Here is a 15,048-nt window from a genome sequence, read left to right as displayed (position 1 = left end):
TATTCGAACGTTCTTACTAAACTCTAATCTATTAATAGTGGCATTTACCACACTCTAAACCACCCAATAACGCTGGTGTAATCTTCTCGCCTTTTTTAATTTTTTCGTGCGCTTCAATTACCTTAGCGTAGAAAGCATTATTTTTCTGACCAGAAATATCTGTTTCTTTATGGCAGTTAATACACCATTTCATGGTTAACGGAGAATATTGGTAAATTTCTTCCATGGTATTAACCGGACCGTGACAGGCGAAACACACAGGTTCTGTTGGCTGTAATCCTTTTGCTTTGCGGATGGCATCTTCTGCAACAACTACGTGTTGAGAGTGGTTGAAGTAAGCAAAATCAGGAAGATTGTGTACACGTACCCACTCCATTGGTTTAGCTTTACTCTCGTCATATTTCTGTGTTTCTGGATCGTAACCTAAAGCATTGTAGATTTTTTTGATCTCAGGAGAAACCTCGCCATCATATTTATCTCTTGCCTGTACTGCTTTATGACAGTTCATACAAACATTTAATGATGGGATAGATGCATTTTTAGATTTAAACGCACCAGAGTGGCAATACTGGCAATCGATCTGATTGATACCTGCATGCAGCTCGTGAGAGAATTTAATTGGCTGAACTGGTTGGTAACCGGTATGAACACCTGTATTCCACATGCCCATCCAACCGAATGAACCTAAACAGATGATTAAACACAAGATAAAGAACATTACAAATTTCTTGTTTTTGAACATCTTGCGCACACCAACTTTTAATGGCACATCTTCCTCGATCTCAATACCTTGTTTCTGAAGAATCAAACGCTCCAATAATTTAGAGGCACGTCCTAAGATTACTAAAATAACAATGGCTAAAACTACGATAGCTACGATACCTGCGATTGATAAACCTGAAGTACCTTGATCTTTAGCTAAGGTAGAAGAAGCGACACTTGGATCACCTGCTGGCTTAGGCTCGCCTTCTTTAATATAAGCTAAGATATCTTTTACCTTGGTTTCATCCAACTCAGGGAAAGAGGTCATTGGTACTTTTCCATTTTCGTTAAAAAGTTTAACAGCTTCAGGATTACCAGAAGCTACCAGGCCTTGCGAATTTGGAATCCATTTTAACAGGAACTCTTCCGAGTGGCGATCGCTTACACCTTTTAAGGCCGGACCAACTAATTTAGCATCTAATGCATGGCACGAAGAACATTTTGCTTTGAAAAGCGTTCTTCCTTCTTTAGCATCCTGCGCATTTACGGTAGAAACCGCTATTACGGAAATTGCTGAAAATACGAATAACGACTTCCAAACGCTTTTTAAAATCATCGAGATATCTCTCATAATGAACACTTTATACTTATTTAATTTACTTTTTGTTGTGAAATTGATGCTGAACTAGGGGTAGCCCCACCAAAACTTGAACAAAAGTATAACTTATTAATAAATCCCATGACATAATAGTGACTTGAAATACAATTTATAATCATTCTAAACAAATGCCATTTCAAGCCATTCTAGCCATAAAAATGCCCATTTTTGAGATGTTATCTCAAATGGGCATACTAGAAACTAATTTGGTATATTTATTTTTCTGATTATTGTTTTAATATCCAGGCAAACATTAATGGTGCTACAATTGTCGCATCACTTTCTACGATAAATTTAGGCGTGTGGATATCCAGTTTGCCCCAGGTAATCTTTTCGTTTGGTACAGCTCCGGAATAAGAACCATATGACGTGGTTGAATCAGAAATCTGGCAGAAATAACTCCAGAAAGGAATATTTTCCATTTCCATATCCTGGTAAAGCATTGGTACCACACAGATCGGAAAATCGCCGGCGATACCGCCACCAATCTGAAAGAAGCCAATTCCTTTGCCCCCACTATTTGCAATATACCAATCGGCCAACCAACCCATGTATTCAATACCGCTTTTCATGGTACTGGCTTTCAGTTCACTTTTCATCACATAGGAGGCAAAAATATTACCCATAGTGGAATCTTCCCATCCTGGTACTACAATTGGTAAATTCTTTTCTGCCGCAGCCAGCATCCATGAATTTTTTGGGTCGATCTCATAATATTGCTCCAAATCGCCACTTAAAAGCATTTTATACATAAACTCATGTGGGAAATATCTTTCGCCCGCATCATCTGCATCTTTCCAGATTTTGTGGATGTGTTTTTGTAAACGGCGAAAAGCTTCTTCCTCCGGAATACAGGTATCAGTAACACGGTTGTAATGGTTCTCTAAAAGATCCCATTCATCCTGGGGACTTAAATCGCGATAGTTTGGAACACGTTTATAATGAGAATGTGCTACCAGGTTCATAATATCTTCTTCAAGGTTCGCACCTGTACAAGAAATAATGGCCACTTTATCCTGGCGGATCATTTCTGCAAGTGAAATTCCCAATTCTGCAGTACTCATTGCACCAGCAAGTGTGATCATCATTTTACCACCTTCATCTAAATGCGTTTCGTATCCTTTAGCAGCATCCATCATTGCTGCAGCATTAAAATGGAGGTAATTACGCTCCATAAACTGAGATATCGGTCCTCTTGTATTGCTCATTTCGTTTTGTATTGTTTGTCGCAAAAATAGGTATTTAGGCCGAAAGCTGAAAACTTAAAAGCGTATAGTGTCTGGGGTGTGGCGTTTGGCGCTTAAGAGATGGCGCCAATTAACCAATGTAGATTAACATATCATGCCTTCACGATTCGTCATCCTGAACTTCCGCCAGGCCAGTCGGACGGGTGTTTCAGGATCTTTCACGCAGATAAGCGATCTCATCTATTTTGTTATTAGAAAAGCAATGACAGTAGCTATTTTTAAAGTCAGCCCGGCTTTCTGGTCAAGTCCGCGGCTCGTGCCTCGCCTGTGGGCTTTCCCCTCCAATCCGGTTTAGGTGGCGGCCGCCATTGCTTTAAAACCTCGCGATCGTCATCCTGAACAGAGTCGAAAGATTTTTTTTATTAAAAAAGCAATGGCAGCATACAAATGCAACAATCCTCTCGCAATCGTCATCCTGAACTTCCGCCCGGCCGGTCGGACGGGTGTTTCAGGATCTTTCATGCAGACAAGTGATCACATCTTTTTTTGGAAGCAATAACAGTAGCTATTCACTTAATACCTACGTATTTCTTTATCCTCATTTAATACTGGATTAACATGCTCCATCTAATTTCGCGCATCCAATCCAATAAAATGAATAAAAAATTACTTTTTATAACCGCATTATATGCGGTTGCTGCCATTTCCTGTAAAAAAAACAAAGGAGAGGAAATTTCCGCTACAGTTAATTATCCTAACATGGCAGAAGTCAATTCGCCGGCTATACTTTTTACTACAGCCAGTGGCGTAAATGTATAGAACGGAGGATTTGGTTCGGCCTTAGCTGCTGATCCCACAGATCCAAATGTATTTTATATGCTTACTGATCGCGGTGCCAACGTAGCTGGACAGGCATCAAACTCCATTATTATCGGCAAACCAGATTTTGCGCCGCAGATTGGCAGGTTCAGACTCAAGGACGGCAAACTATATCTCGAACAAACCATAGAACTGAAAAATGCATCAGGAACCAAATTAAATGGAATACCCAATCCTACTGGCATGGGTGCTACCGGAGAAACCCCTTTTGATTTAAATGGCAATGCCATTAGTCCGAGTGCCGATGGAATTGATTCGGAAGGATTAGTTAGAGCGGCAGACGGTTCTTACTGGGTAAGTGATGAATATGGCCCTCACCTGGTACACTTTGATGCCAACGGAAAAACCCTCGAAAGAATCAATCCCTTCGGAAGCGGTACTGGCGGCCGTAAAATCCCAACCGTTTTTGCTAAAAGACGAGCCAACCGGGGCATGGAAGGCTTAACCATTACGCCCGATGGCAAAACCCTAGTAGGCATTATGCAATCGCCAATGTATAATCCTTCAAAATCTGCGGTTTCCGGTTCAACGGTGATCAGAATCCTAACTTTTGATATTGCTACCGGGGATACCAAACAATTTGCCTACCTCATGGAAAGTGCTTCCTTAACCGGCGTAAGCGAAATTGTAGCCATAAACAGCACTACCTTTTTAACCCTTGAGCGCGATGGCAACTATGGTATAGATCCCGGTAACACCACTACCCCCTTTAAAAAAGTATTCAAAATTGACATTAGCAAAGCCACAGATATTTCAGATGTGGCAAATGGCGAAAACGGAAAACTTTACGGAGGAAAAACCGTTGAGCAATTATTAAACGCACAAGGTTTGAGTGATGCCGGAATTGTGCCGGTAAGCAAATCGCAGGCATTGGATCTGATTAAAGATTTACCAGGCTCCTATCCTCACGATAAAGCAGAAGGGCTGGCATTACTGACAGGAAACATCCTGGTAATTTCCAATGATGATGATTTTGGCGTAGTAGATAATGGCACCAGTGGATTTGCGCAGAAGATTTTACCTGCTACAAAATCTGTAGACCGGAACAGGCTTTATTTTATTAAAGTAAACCTGTAAATACAATAAATTAAGAAGTAAAGGAGCGGAACGGAAAACCGCTCCTTTTTTTTATAGCCAGGGTATTGGTTTTCTACATTCAGGAACAAAATCAGCCTATCAAGTGAATAAAATGAGTAATTTGCGCCGATGAAAAAATATTATCTGGTTATCTTACTTGCGCTTGTTTCAGGCAATTCCTTTGCACAAATGAAACTGATCAGGAAGATGCTCTCCAACGAAAAAGATACTACACGCAAAGCCAGCTTTTTACCTTTACCGGCTTTTGGATATAGTCAGGAAACCGGGTTCGAATTTGGCGTTGGCGCTATTTATTCCTTTTATATTGACCGTAAGGATACATTGAACCGCAGTTCCAATTTCGCACTGAACACCACCTACTCTACTAAAAAAACAGCAAACTTTATGCTAAAGGGCGATATGTGGACAAAAGGGAACAAATACCATTTTATTGGAGATATCCGCTTCAAAAACCAGCCTTTCAATTTTTATGGTATCGGCAACTACACTACAAAATCAGATGAAAACAAATTAGATCAAAGGATTTTTAAAACCCTTTTCGATGCTGAAATGAATACTTTGCCAAAGACTTATACAGGTGTTTCCTTAGGTTTTGAGAGTTATCATTTTATAGACAGGCAGCCGGGCGGTATTTATTCCACTAACCCGCAAATTTTAGATAGAGATGGCGGTTCTGTGGCCTGGATCGGGGCATCGCAAAGTTATGATACCCGCAACAGCAATAACTATCCTACCAAAGGTTTTTTCGGAAGGGCGACCTATCAATATGCACCAGATCTTTTTGGTGGGGATAATTTCAACGGCTCACAAGTCAAAATCGATCTTCGCGGTTTCTTTAGCATAGCCCCAAAATTGGTTTTGGGTGTTCAGGGCATTTATTATACCGTACAAAGTAAAAGCACGCCATTTTATTTGTTGCAACAATTAGGAAACGACCAAATGATGCGGGGTTATTATAGCGGCCGCTACCGCGATGAGAATTTAATGGCAGCCCAGGCTGAAATCCGCTACCGTTTTATGAATCGTTTTGGTATAGTAGCTTTTGCAGGCACGGGTAAGGTATTTAGCAATGGTCAGTTTAATGCCGATGGACTAAAGCCTAATTACGGTCTTGGTGGTCGTTACTTTTTCGATCCTGCAAAAGGTTTAAGTGTACGCCTTGATTATGGTATTGGCGAAAAATTACCAATCGAGAAACGCCAGGCGGGATTTTACATCAGTTTAGCGGAAGCGTTTTAGCGGATAGATGATGTAAATGGAAAAGGGATGTTGGATTGCATGCGATCATTCACTCGTTTTATCAACCTGAACGGAGTCGAAGGATCTTTTAAACAAAATTTAATGCTGATAATCTGTTGCCGCGGAAACACCCGACAGTAAGGAAAAACTTATAATTAACACGACTTAAAGTTTCATCCCAAACTTACGAAACTGAAGCCTCCAAAAGAGTTGAACTGATCATTTTCTAACGTTCAATTTGTTTTTTATTTGAAAATGAACGGCTTCTGGTCCTTGGCGCTTTCTTTTCAAATGCGTTATCTATTTGATCAATATGTAAATCATTATATTTTTCCCAAGAACCGTCGTCAATTACTTCGAGTAACCAGGATTTTATCATTATATTTTTTTCATTCATATTTGAGGCAATATGTATCAATAATAAAAACCAGGATTATTTAATCCCGCAGTTATGGGGCGAAGCATTATCGTAAGCTCCGTCAATAGATCCACATTATCCTCACTAGCTAATTACCGGATCGTAAAACCTTGCAGGGTAACCGAAGCATAGCTGAGTTCATGAGCACAGCTTCCAAATTAACATACTGGCGAATAATCATACTGTTCCAGACCATCCTGAACTTCCTATCATTATACAGGTGTTATTATATAAAAAACAGTTCCGATATTATTCGGAATCGATTTCCGTAACCCGACCGCATATATTAATAATCCGTAGTCACATTACGCCCAATCCTCAGGCTCAAGACTACGGACAGATGGGTTACGGACAGATCAAACAAATGCGGTTAAAATAGAAGTTCAAGATTTGCTTAAGCTAAGATATAGAACAATAATTTATAAAATCAGTTCAGAATAAGGAAGCTTCACAATTTTTTTTCTTCTTATTTTGTTCTATGATTTCTAAAAACAGATCTCTTTCTTTAATCACATCCTGTAGGCTTTGAAGCCATTTATTAAAGTCGACGCCACAAGCTTCAAAGTGATTTATATCCCAATTTATCCCTTTTATTTTTTTTAATATACTTTCTGCTTCTTGAGTGCTAACATATAGTGCTATTTTTAATCTCATCTCATAGAGGCTTGCCTGAAGATAAGATTTTGGCGCCGCAATCAGTGGAGGCTGTTTGGAATACTTATCGAAAACCAGTAACAAACTGTTCAATGAATTATTATTACTGAATGATAAAGGTGTCTGGTTATAGGCACTTTCGATCATATCTTTAAACAATACGGTATGTTTTTCGAACGAGACATCATACTGACCACCTTTTTTATTTAAATAAGGCTCTAATAAAATCGGCCCAGATAAACAAGCTCTTATATCTTTACCCATGCTATTTCCGAATAAAGCGTAGATAACAAAATATGGTCTGTAATCCGCCATTCTTGGTAACTTTATTAGTTCTATACCTATGACTAAGGGACCTAACACTTTATAAAATTTATCTTTTGCAAATAAGGCTAATTGAGGGAAGGCCTTCTTCCAATCTTCGGTCACTTTATTTTTTAAATTATTATCTATTATCATTTTATTTTTTTGGCCTTACTATTTCTATTGAATATCCTGGAAAGTTATTTGAATATTTTTGATATTGACTGTTACTCATATTCGCATTACCAAATTTAAAGTCGTACATAGTCCTTTGTCTTTTGATTAATTATGTCTAAGAAACCTCTATTTCCATTTCATAACGTGAAATTATTATTGAAGTATTGATTAAAATTAAGACCCCTATCTCCATAAATTCTTTGATAACGATTCAGTAGGTTGTTAGCATAAGTATGTTTCGCCGTCCCTGCAAATCTGCCAGTACCTCCAATGGCAGCTTCAGCTTTATCTGCAGCCTTACCCACAAGTTCTAAATCACTTGTCCCTCTCTTCGTAAATTTAAATAAGTTAGCAAGAGACATCCTAGTATTTTCCCAGGGGTTTATATATTGCCCATTCGAAAATTTCATTCCGATTTCACGATGGGTATTACCAATGCTTACGTTTATGTATCCGTTTATTCCTTCCTCGTCATAAGCATCAAGTGCTCTACCAGCTCCCATGACAGCTTGGCCTGCAAATAGTCTAAAAAAACAAATACGATCTAATACTTGCTTAGTGGCATCTACGCCACTCATCGGCTTTTTCTTCTTTGGCGGATCATCCTGCTCTTCCTGCGTCTATTGGCAGATAATAAACGGTTGAGTTTATCGTAACTATAATATAAGTAAATACATTAGCCCAGTTATTCGCTGCACCCCATTGTTGATTCACAATATTTCCATTCCATTGCGGAATCGTACCGTCCTGATATTTCAGCTGCATGTTGAACTTATCCCTATAGATTAAGCAATTCGAAATCATCATGGCATTATTATTCGCCATTAACCAACTCGAAGCCCTAGCCGAAAAAGGTAACCAGGTTTTGGCCTGGAGTGAAGAAGAAGATAACCTGCTGACAGAACGCTTTGGCAATGGCTCAAGATTACAGAACTTGCCAGACTCCACTCCAGGACTTATGACGCTATTAAAGCCAGGCTCATTAAACTCGAACTCCTGCAGAAATAACAAAGCCTAACATTTTTTAAAGTGTTGGGCTTGTTATGCAACTACATTTTGGTCTTAGCGAGACTTTAAGAATAAAGATGAGCACTACGATCATTATGGATTTTGATCATATTAAGTACAATACTCTCCTAATCTCTCTATCCCTTTCATCAAAAAGTTGGTAATAATACCAATTTCCCAAAATTTTATTACAATTCATAAAGTCTTCTAGCTTTGTGCCTTTCTTTTTGATTTCTTCCAAATTTGCCCATTCGTCATGAAAAACATATAAAGATGGAGGGCTACTATCAAATTCTCTCTTTAAAGATTCAATATCTTTTATAATGTAGTTTTTTACTATCTTCTTTGATTTCAAAGAAAAAGCCAATTCTATCGTGTAAGGAAGCTCAAGTTCTTTAATTATGAAGACAGCATATTCATAACATTTTAATCCACCTTCAAACCAATGAGCTTTCTTTTCAAATGCATTATCTATTTGATCAATATGTAAATCATTATATTTTTCCCAAGAACCGTCGTCAATTACTTTGAGTAACCAGGATTTTATCATTATATTTTTTTCATTCATATTTAAGGCAATATGTATCAATATTAAAAACTAGGATTATTTAATCCTGTAGTTATGGGGCGAAGCATTATCGTAAGCTCCGTCAATGGATCCACATTATTCTCACTAGCTAATCACCGGATCATAAAACCTTGCACGGTAACCGAAGCGTAGCTGAGTTCATGAACACCACTTAAAAATTAACAGACAGGTGAATAATCATACTGTTCCATACCATCCTGCAACTCTTTTCCATTATAAATGGTATATATTTAAAGCAGTGACATACTGGCATTTCCATTAATTTAAACGCTACTTTCAACAATATTGATTAAACAACGATCTCTCCCAATTTTGAAAAACATACACCATACGTTATCCATCCCATCAATTAACGTTGGGCTATCATTATCCAGCTGTTTTCTAAATATATTTCTTAAATCGTCAGTCATTCCAAAAACTTCATCAGCTTTAAGAGAATTAAACCATTCAATTTTTGCATTTTGTATATCAGAAGAAACTACTTGTTTGACATAAGTGCCTTTTTTATATTCAAAAATAAATGTATATTTTTTCATTATCGATTTCCTTTTGCATTTCTACTATGATTTTCTCCCGCAAATTCTGCCTTCTGTCGCTCCCTTTCCTTGTTTTTCTTCAACTTTTCAAGATCTTTTTTATCTTCTGGAGTTTTATTTGGCTTTGATTTCATCGCTTCATATTCTGCTTTCGCTTTTTCATATTTTGCTTTTGCTGCTTCTTTAGCCTTTTAATTTGCATGCTGGCTATTTTTTGAACCTTTTGCAAACTGATTAACTGATTCTATCGCGAATCCAATAATATTAGCGGCCATTATTACATTTCTAGTGCCTGGAATTAATTTTTCTGGCAAAACAAGACCAAGACCTGGCCCTAATGTTGGTGCTACTATTGGAATCGAGGCGCTATTAGGATCATAAGGACTAGGTCTCTGGAATTTTTTGCCGTTTATGGTCATTGAAGAAGCCCATTGTTCCTCTGCCATCTGGATCGATATTAAAAATAGGATTATTCAATCCGTAGTTGTACGGAGAAACATCATCGTAGCCCTCCGCCAACGGATCAACAACATTCCATCTCCCTATCACCGGATCGTAAAACCTTGCATCGTAACCGAAGTGTAGCCGAGTTCATGAGCACCACTTAAAAATTAACAGACGGGCGAATAATCATACTGTTCTAAACCATCCTGCAATCCCTTTCCATTATAAAGATATTTATTCTGTAAAGAAACAGCTCCGCTATTATTAAGAGCCGATTCGTATAACCCGAAAGCAGATAATAGTCCGTAGTATCGTTACGCTCAATTCTCAAGGCTCAATACTATTGAAAGATTGGGATCGTATTTTTCTACTAGCAGGTCTGCCACATTCATCCTCTCAAAGACCTAGTTTTTGAAAAAGATTTTACATCATATCACTTTCATCGACTATCGCATCATAATCTAAATCATTTGAATAAACAGTCTTTGAATACCCTATTTCTGAAAAAATCAATTCAAAAAAAACCGTCAGCTATAATTTTTTCTACAGATCTTTTAATAGTTATTTTTTTTAAATCCTTAACAATAAACATATCAGTCAACCAAAAGTAAACATCTTGCTCTTTTTCAATAAGGTACTGAACATTTATAATCGTAAAAGCTGTTGCAAAAAAAATTCTATTATCTGGTAAAATTACATGTAGATCAATATTGTCATTGAAAAAATCTGCGATCTCATAACCACTAGGAAATTTTATTTTAAATTGCTTCATCTAAATCAGTAAATCTTAAGAATTTGATTAATTACTTGTTGCTGATTGCCTTTATGTAAATAAGCATTCAATTATGCTTCGCGTAGAGCTAGTTCTCTTTTTTTCTTTTTGCTCAGGAATTTTTCTTTTTGGAGGGCCATCCTACTATTTCTGTGTTTCCTTTCCAGCCATTCTTTTCAACCGGTCGTCACCATCTTGCATCGCTACCCGCATCCGAGCCCAGGCAATCAGTTCTGTTGCACCTGCAATCGGTTACATTCCATCTGGATCGACAAATCTAATTGGATTATTAAAGCCATAATTATAAGGTGAATGCTTCCGCATTTTTTCTGATAGTAGGACGATCGAGTTCCCTCTTCACAGATTAATCCGTAGTCTTCTTCCGCTCAATTCTCAGGCTCAAGACTACGGACAGACGGGGATATTAGATTTGCATTAAAATGAGCAAGGCACTATTCCTAAGGAATCAATGCATTGACACAGTTTATTTTACATACTCAAAGCCATCACTAAATATCCAATTTGATAACTCAAGCCAGCTAACACTAGCTGCTTAATCCGAATTCACGTTAGATTAATTAATCCGTAGTCTCTTTACGCCTAATCCTCATTCTCAAGACTACGGATATATGGTCAAAATATTTAAAAAAAACCTAAGCCCAATTAAATTGGGCTTAGGTTTTGTAATTTTTGTATAGCAGTTTTTATTACTTCTTCCAATCTATCATCGCCATAATAACTTAGGCTTTCTTTTCGCCATTCTTCATTAGACTCATAAAAATCTAAATCATAAGCAAGTTCTGATAATATTTCATTTAAAGTTTCATCCTGAATACTTTCATCATTCCAAACTTCTTCTTGAAACTTCTTAATAAGCATCTGCTTAACTCGGTGTTCTCCTTCTAAAACGGTTTGAAGCAACTGTATCAATTCAATATTCGATTTCATGACAATTATTTTATTGGTATAAACCTTTTGTTGATTAAATTCTTACTACTTCTTATTACAGTAGTAACTTCTCCTGTAAATGGATTCGTTCCAACCAATAGACTTTTACCACTTGCATAACCTTTAGGTAAAACATAATTGATAGACTTATTGAGTGGGTCATAAAATTTCTGTCCCTTTCTTATAGCCATTTCAGCCATATCCTTAGTAACACCTCTTTCAGCTAATCTCTGCAAAGAATGTTTACTCCACTGTGTACCTGTCTTTACTAACGAAGTGCTCGTCTTAGCGGCATTCAACTTTCCACTAGCAACATAACTTTGCATCATCAATGAGGCCGTTACTGCATCTTCTGTATTTTCTGACGTTACATCCCTCAAAAAGGAAGTAAACTTCCCTATAGGAGTATAATCAAGAAAGCCCAACCAATAATTCAACATTTGAACTGTCTCAATACTTCCTGGTTGTAATGGAGTTACAGAATCTTTCCGAATTATAACTCCAGGATTATTAACAATAGTACGACCTTTTTTTATTGTTGGATCATCCTGCTCTTCCTGTGTCTCCTACCCTGACATTCTTTTCAACCGATCTTCACCATCCTGCATCGCTACCCGCATCCTCGCCCATGCAATCAGCTCTGTTGCACCTGCAATAGGCTCCATTCCATCCGGATCAACAAATCTGATCGGGTTATTAAAGCCATAATTATAGGGAGAATGCCTCCGCATTTTTTCTGAAAGTGGATCGATTGAATTCCATCTCCCTATCACCGGATCATAGAACCTTAACACGTAACCGAAGCGTAGCTGAGTTCATGAACACAGCTTCCAAATTAACATACTGGCGAATAATCATACTATTCCAGACATCCTGAACTTCCTTATCATTATACAGGTGTTATTATATAAAAGAACAGTTCCGATATTATTCGGAACCGATTTCATTAGCCTGAAAGCATATATCCATAATCCGTAGTCTCGCTATACCCAATCCTCAGGCTCAAGCCTAAAGACAGATGGGATCGTTAACTATATAACAATAAGGTATTATTTCAGGATAGTATTCAGCTGCTGGATCCACACTGCTCCACCTACCAATAACCGGATCGTAGAACCTGGCTCCGTAATCATACTGTTCTAAACCATCCTGTAATTCCTTACCATTATACAGGTATTTATTGTTTAAAGAAATTGCTCCGCTATTATTCGGAATCGATTTCCTTAACCCGAAAGCATATATTAATAATCCGTAGTCTCTTTATGCCCTCTGACTCAAGACTACGGAGATATGGGCCAGTTTAAACAACGCAACAAAAAAATAAACAAATGATGAATAATTATCGATCATTACCAGTCAATAGCCTAATTATAGGACTCAAGACCACAGATAAATGGATTTCGCAATATCTACATCATTCATCTTTAGAGAAAGTAGAGATTAATCTATTCCATGGTATAATTGAAAGCAAAAGAAAAGCAGATGAAAATAAAACTCTATATTTGTTACGCTTAAGTCCATCAGGCTTGTAAAGATAATCAAATGTATTATCATAAATTAGTGAGATTGTTGTTCCAATTGGATATTTTAAACATTCTTCGTTTGCTAATCTAATATAATAAACTTTCTTATTAAACATAACATGAACAGAGGAACTACCTTGAGAACTTCTACACCCTTGTTTAATTATTTTTAATGTAATAAGATTCTTAGTTTCTTCCAATTTCATATCTTGAATATAGAAAAAACAGTTGTACAAACATATTAGAATTGATATTAAAATCAATATTTTCTGATTCTTACTCCAAATTTTCATATAGCTTATTTAATTATTTCCCCAGCATCAACTTGTCCAACTTCAATAGTAGCCCTTTTCCTAGAGGGAGTGATTTTGTAAAGGTCTATAGATTGTAGGACTTCTGCCCCTAAGGACTTATAGGCATCATTTACAGTCTTAACTCCTATAAAGGCTTTAGTATAATTCTCATTATTAGCTTTATTTTTATCAAATAGCCTTCTATTCCTTGATTGGGTACTTCGACTTCTATTTCCATCTGTAATCATACGGCTCTTATATCTATTCATTCTAGTCGCACTTATTTTCATTTTTTTAGCTAATTTCTTCTCAAGCTTATCTACATATTTAAGAGGCAAAACACCAGAAATAGTTGCTTCTAATAAGCCGCCGGTAAATGATTTCCAAATGTCAAATTCACCTGTTTCGGCCTTATTTGTAACAGCGCTTTCTAGTGTACTCACTAAGACATCGACGCCAATATCAATTGTTTTAGTTAAAGCCTTTTTCCCAATGCTACTTGAGACCATTTTGTTAATGAGCTTATACCACCTGAAACGAAGCCTGATGCACCAGCAACTCCTAAAGACCAATAGCTGATGTCTGTTAGAGAAGTCTTAAAATCTTTATTATCAATAAAATAATTTGCTCCAACTTGTGTTATGTAATCTGAAAATATTCCAATTATCGCTCCCACTGGCCCAGGCATTTCACCATCATTATCATTAAATCCTATCGGATCATTTAAAGCATATGAATAAGGTGTTATTTCGGGATAATAATCTGACGCGGGATCTACACTATTCCACCTACCTATCACCGGATCATAAAATCTCGCACCATAACCGAAGCGTAGCGGAGTTCATGAGCAACACTTAAAAATTAACAGACGGGCGAATAATCATACTGTTCCAATCCATACTGCAGTTCCTTTCCATTATACAGGTATTTATTCTATGGAGAAATCGCTACGCTTTTATGTAGAATTGATTTCCGTATCCCGAACGCACATATTAATAACCCGTAGTCTCCTTCGCCAATTCCACATTCTCAAGACTACGGACAGATAGATGTAACTTAAAAATAATAAGCTTTGAATAATCATCCCCCCCTGCACATGATCTTTAAATTAATCAATCCGTAGTCTCCGCGTGACCAATAATTCGGCTCAAGACTATGGAAAGATGATACTTTTTTATCGGGCTAAGCAATATATGTCAAACTCAATATCTATTTTATAGATATTGAGCCTTCTAATTAATTCCTTATCTAACTTAAAATAAGGATTAGGATCATAAAAATATGCATAGCAAAGAATGTGATGTTTAGGGTATTTAGATAGTAAACCAACTAAAAGGTCTTTTTGGCTATCCATAATGTCTAGCATTTTCTCAAGAGCATTATTTAGATAAATACCTGTACCTGAATACTCTTTTTCTATTTTATATATCCAAAGGTTAGCCTCATTGTATTTTCCCTCAACTACTCTTTTTGTTATTGGACTCAACCAATTACTTCCTTTAAGGATGATTTCCGTAGCTTTCAGTCCTAATTTATCTGTAATTATTTGAGGATTATCCTCAAGTGTATCTACAAAAAATGTACACCCGTACTCATCTTTTTTATTTATTGAACTCATAT

The 15,048-nt window shown here is 37.0% G+C and carries 22 protein-coding genes and 2 pseudogenes; 4 read left to right on the top strand and 20 right to left on the bottom strand.

What is annotated here, in order from left to right; all coding sequences use genetic code 11:
* Window positions 1–31 precede the first annotated feature (31 nt).
* Together PGN18_RS12030 and PGN18_RS12025 are read right to left on the bottom strand one after the other, a co-directional pair.
* Window positions 32–1,333, bottom strand: coding sequence for a c-type cytochrome (locus PGN18_RS12030; RefSeq protein ID WP_335319744.1), 1,302 nt, complete (start codon window positions 1,331–1,333; stop codon window positions 32–34).
* Between the two features lie 254 nt (window positions 1,334–1,587).
* Window positions 1,588–2,568 carry a deoxyhypusine synthase family protein gene (locus PGN18_RS12025; protein WP_335319743.1) on the bottom strand — a complete coding sequence of 327 codons (981 nt, stop codon included), beginning with the start codon at window positions 2,566–2,568 and terminating at the stop codon, window positions 1,588–1,590.
* A 633-nt stretch (window positions 2,569–3,201) separates the two neighbouring features.
* On the opposite strand from PGN18_RS12025, the gene PGN18_RS12020 reads away from it, so the two are divergent.
* From PGN18_RS12020 to PGN18_RS12010, 3 genes and pseudogenes are all read left to right on the top strand, one after another.
* On the top strand, window positions 3,202–3,366 hold the full coding sequence (locus PGN18_RS12020; protein ID WP_335319742.1) for a hypothetical protein: 165 nt from the start codon (window positions 3,202–3,204) through the stop codon (window positions 3,364–3,366).
* Between the two features lie 15 nt (window positions 3,367–3,381).
* A pseudogene (locus PGN18_RS12015) lies at window positions 3,382–4,503 on the top strand (esterase-like activity of phytase family protein); the annotation flags it as partial.
* A 129-nt stretch (window positions 4,504–4,632) separates the two neighbouring features.
* A complete protein-coding gene (locus PGN18_RS12010; RefSeq protein ID WP_335319741.1) occupies window positions 4,633–5,763 on the top strand; it encodes a BamA/TamA family outer membrane protein in 1,131 nt (376 codons plus the stop codon).
* A gap of 226 nt (window positions 5,764–5,989) precedes the next feature.
* Here PGN18_RS12010 and PGN18_RS12005 read toward each other — a convergent pair whose 3' ends face one another.
* From PGN18_RS12005 to PGN18_RS11990, 4 genes are all read right to left on the bottom strand, one after another.
* A complete protein-coding gene (locus PGN18_RS12005) occupies window positions 5,990–6,160 on the bottom strand; it encodes a hypothetical protein (protein WP_335319740.1) in 171 nt (56 codons plus the stop codon).
* Between the two features lie 453 nt (window positions 6,161–6,613).
* Window positions 6,614–7,294 (bottom strand): hypothetical protein, encoded by a 681-nt coding sequence (locus PGN18_RS12000; protein WP_335319739.1) that lies wholly within the window; start codon window positions 7,292–7,294, stop codon window positions 6,614–6,616.
* A 158-nt stretch (window positions 7,295–7,452) separates the two neighbouring features.
* Window positions 7,453–7,893: a hypothetical protein gene (locus tag PGN18_RS11995; RefSeq protein ID WP_335319738.1), complete on the bottom strand. Its 441-nt coding sequence runs from the start codon at window positions 7,891–7,893 to the stop codon at window positions 7,453–7,455.
* A 22-nt stretch (window positions 7,894–7,915) separates the two neighbouring features.
* Window positions 7,916–8,080 (bottom strand): hypothetical protein, encoded by a 165-nt coding sequence (locus PGN18_RS11990; protein WP_335319737.1) that lies wholly within the window; start codon window positions 8,078–8,080, stop codon window positions 7,916–7,918.
* A gap of 40 nt (window positions 8,081–8,120) precedes the next feature.
* Here PGN18_RS11990 and PGN18_RS11985 point away from each other — a divergent pair, with 40 nt between their 5' ends.
* Complete coding sequence (locus tag PGN18_RS11985; protein WP_335319736.1) at window positions 8,121–8,333, top strand: hypothetical protein; 213 nt, start codon at window positions 8,121–8,123, stop codon at window positions 8,331–8,333.
* A gap of 96 nt (window positions 8,334–8,429) precedes the next feature.
* Here PGN18_RS11985 and PGN18_RS11980 read toward each other — a convergent pair whose 3' ends face one another.
* The 14 genes and pseudogenes from PGN18_RS11980 to PGN18_RS11915 form a co-directional block, all read right to left on the bottom strand.
* Window positions 8,430–8,891, bottom strand: a complete 462-nt coding sequence (locus PGN18_RS11980) for a hypothetical protein (protein ID WP_335319735.1) — start codon at window positions 8,889–8,891, stop codon at window positions 8,430–8,432.
* Window positions 8,892–9,175: 284 nt separating this feature from the next.
* The gene (locus PGN18_RS11975; RefSeq protein WP_335319734.1) at window positions 9,176–9,448 is read right to left on the bottom strand and encodes a hypothetical protein; all 273 of its coding nucleotides are present in this window, start codon (window positions 9,446–9,448) and stop codon (window positions 9,176–9,178) included.
* Window positions 9,448–9,582, bottom strand: a complete 135-nt coding sequence (locus tag PGN18_RS11970; protein ID WP_335319733.1) for a hypothetical protein — start codon at window positions 9,580–9,582, stop codon at window positions 9,448–9,450. Before PGN18_RS11970 ends, PGN18_RS11975 begins: the two co-directional genes overlap by 1 nt.
* 57 nt (window positions 9,583–9,639) lie before the next feature.
* Window positions 9,640–9,894 carry a hypothetical protein gene (locus tag PGN18_RS11965; protein ID WP_335319732.1) on the bottom strand — a complete coding sequence of 85 codons (255 nt, stop codon included), beginning with the start codon at window positions 9,892–9,894 and terminating at the stop codon, window positions 9,640–9,642.
* A complete protein-coding gene (locus PGN18_RS11960) occupies window positions 9,833–9,997 on the bottom strand; it encodes a hypothetical protein (protein WP_335319731.1) in 165 nt (54 codons plus the stop codon). Before PGN18_RS11960 ends, PGN18_RS11965 begins: the two co-directional genes overlap by 62 nt.
* A 409-nt stretch (window positions 9,998–10,406) precedes the next feature.
* A complete protein-coding gene (locus PGN18_RS11955) occupies window positions 10,407–10,664 on the bottom strand; it encodes a hypothetical protein (RefSeq protein WP_335319730.1) in 258 nt (85 codons plus the stop codon).
* A gap of 663 nt (window positions 10,665–11,327) precedes the next feature.
* Window positions 11,328–11,612, bottom strand: a complete 285-nt coding sequence (locus PGN18_RS11950) for a hypothetical protein (protein WP_335319729.1) — start codon at window positions 11,610–11,612, stop codon at window positions 11,328–11,330.
* Between the two features lie 5 nt (window positions 11,613–11,617).
* Complete coding sequence (locus PGN18_RS11945) at window positions 11,618–12,052, bottom strand: DUF4258 domain-containing protein (protein WP_335319728.1); 435 nt, start codon at window positions 12,050–12,052, stop codon at window positions 11,618–11,620.
* 216 nt (window positions 12,053–12,268) lie between these two features.
* Window positions 12,269–12,409 (bottom strand): annotated as a pseudogene (locus PGN18_RS22415) (RHS repeat domain-containing protein); the annotation flags it as partial.
* A 211-nt stretch (window positions 12,410–12,620) separates the two neighbouring features.
* Window positions 12,621–12,854: an RHS repeat domain-containing protein gene (locus PGN18_RS11935; RefSeq protein WP_335319833.1), complete on the bottom strand. Its 234-nt coding sequence runs from the start codon at window positions 12,852–12,854 to the stop codon at window positions 12,621–12,623.
* A gap of 172 nt (window positions 12,855–13,026) precedes the next feature.
* The gene (locus tag PGN18_RS11930) at window positions 13,027–13,341 is read right to left on the bottom strand and encodes a hypothetical protein (protein ID WP_335319726.1); all 315 of its coding nucleotides are present in this window, start codon (window positions 13,339–13,341) and stop codon (window positions 13,027–13,029) included.
* 92 nt (window positions 13,342–13,433) lie between these two features.
* On the bottom strand, window positions 13,434–13,937 hold the full coding sequence (locus PGN18_RS11925; RefSeq protein WP_335319725.1) for a hypothetical protein: 504 nt from the start codon (window positions 13,935–13,937) through the stop codon (window positions 13,434–13,436).
* Window positions 13,904–14,227, bottom strand: a complete 324-nt coding sequence (locus PGN18_RS11920) for a hypothetical protein (protein ID WP_335319724.1) — start codon at window positions 14,225–14,227, stop codon at window positions 13,904–13,906. The genes PGN18_RS11925 and PGN18_RS11920 overlap by 34 nt, the downstream gene beginning before the upstream one ends.
* A 375-nt stretch (window positions 14,228–14,602) precedes the next feature.
* Window positions 14,603–15,046, bottom strand: coding sequence for a DUF4279 domain-containing protein (locus PGN18_RS11915; protein ID WP_335319723.1), 444 nt, complete (start codon window positions 15,044–15,046; stop codon window positions 14,603–14,605).
* Window positions 15,047–15,048 lie beyond the last annotated feature (2 nt).

Source organism: Pedobacter terrae, assembly GCF_036946585.1.
In the GTDB taxonomy this organism is placed as follows: Bacteria; Bacteroidota; Bacteroidia; order Sphingobacteriales; family Sphingobacteriaceae; genus Pedobacter; species Pedobacter terrae_C.
This window is presented reverse-complemented; position numbering and strand designations above follow the sequence as displayed.

Bases quoted from the DNA above. Each gene is read 5' to 3' on its own strand.
- PGN18_RS12030 (WP_335319744.1), bottom strand. From the start codon at position 1,333: ATGAGAGATATCTCGATGATTTTAAAAAGCGTTTGGAAGTCGTTATTC.
- PGN18_RS12025 (WP_335319743.1), bottom strand. From the start codon at position 2,568: ATGAGCAATACAAGAGGACCGATATCTCAGTTTATGGAGCGTAATTAC.
- PGN18_RS12020 (WP_335319742.1), top strand. From the start codon at position 3,202: ATGAATAAAAAATTACTTTTTATAACCGCATTATATGCGGTTGCTGCC.
- PGN18_RS12010 (WP_335319741.1), top strand. From the start codon at position 4,633: ATGAAAAAATATTATCTGGTTATCTTACTTGCGCTTGTTTCAGGCAAT.
- PGN18_RS12005 (WP_335319740.1), bottom strand. From the start codon at position 6,160: ATGAATGAAAAAAATATAATGATAAAATCCTGGTTACTCGAAGTAATT.
- PGN18_RS12000 (WP_335319739.1), bottom strand. From the start codon at position 7,294: ATGATAATAGATAATAATTTAAAAAATAAAGTGACCGAAGATTGGAAG.
- PGN18_RS11995 (WP_335319738.1), bottom strand. From the start codon at position 7,893: ATGAGTGGCGTAGATGCCACTAAGCAAGTATTAGATCGTATTTGTTTT.
- PGN18_RS11990 (WP_335319737.1), bottom strand. From the start codon at position 8,080: ATGCAGCTGAAATATCAGGACGGTACGATTCCGCAATGGAATGGAAAT.
- PGN18_RS11985 (WP_335319736.1), top strand. From the start codon at position 8,121: ATGGCATTATTATTCGCCATTAACCAACTCGAAGCCCTAGCCGAAAAA.
- PGN18_RS11980 (WP_335319735.1), bottom strand. From the start codon at position 8,891: ATGAATGAAAAAAATATAATGATAAAATCCTGGTTACTCAAAGTAATT.
- PGN18_RS11975 (WP_335319734.1), bottom strand. From the start codon at position 9,448: ATGAAAAAATATACATTTATTTTTGAATATAAAAAAGGCACTTATGTC.
- PGN18_RS11970 (WP_335319733.1), bottom strand. From the start codon at position 9,582: ATGAAATCAAAGCCAAATAAAACTCCAGAAGATAAAAAAGATCTTGAA.
- PGN18_RS11965 (WP_335319732.1), bottom strand. From the start codon at position 9,894: ATGGCAGAGGAACAATGGGCTTCTTCAATGACCATAAACGGCAAAAAA.
- PGN18_RS11955 (WP_335319730.1), bottom strand. From the start codon at position 10,664: ATGAAGCAATTTAAAATAAAATTTCCTAGTGGTTATGAGATCGCAGAT.
- PGN18_RS11950 (WP_335319729.1), bottom strand. From the start codon at position 11,612: ATGAAATCGAATATTGAATTGATACAGTTGCTTCAAACCGTTTTAGAA.
- PGN18_RS11945 (WP_335319728.1), bottom strand. From the start codon at position 12,052: ATGTTGAATTATTGGTTGGGCTTTCTTGATTATACTCCTATAGGGAAG.
- PGN18_RS11930 (WP_335319726.1), bottom strand. From the start codon at position 13,341: ATGAAATTGGAAGAAACTAAGAATCTTATTACATTAAAAATAATTAAA.
- PGN18_RS11925 (WP_335319725.1), bottom strand. From the start codon at position 13,937: ATGGTCTCAAGTAGCATTGGGAAAAAGGCTTTAACTAAAACAATTGAT.
- PGN18_RS11915 (WP_335319723.1), bottom strand. From the start codon at position 15,046: ATGAGTTCAATAAATAAAAAAGATGAGTACGGGTGTACATTTTTTGTA.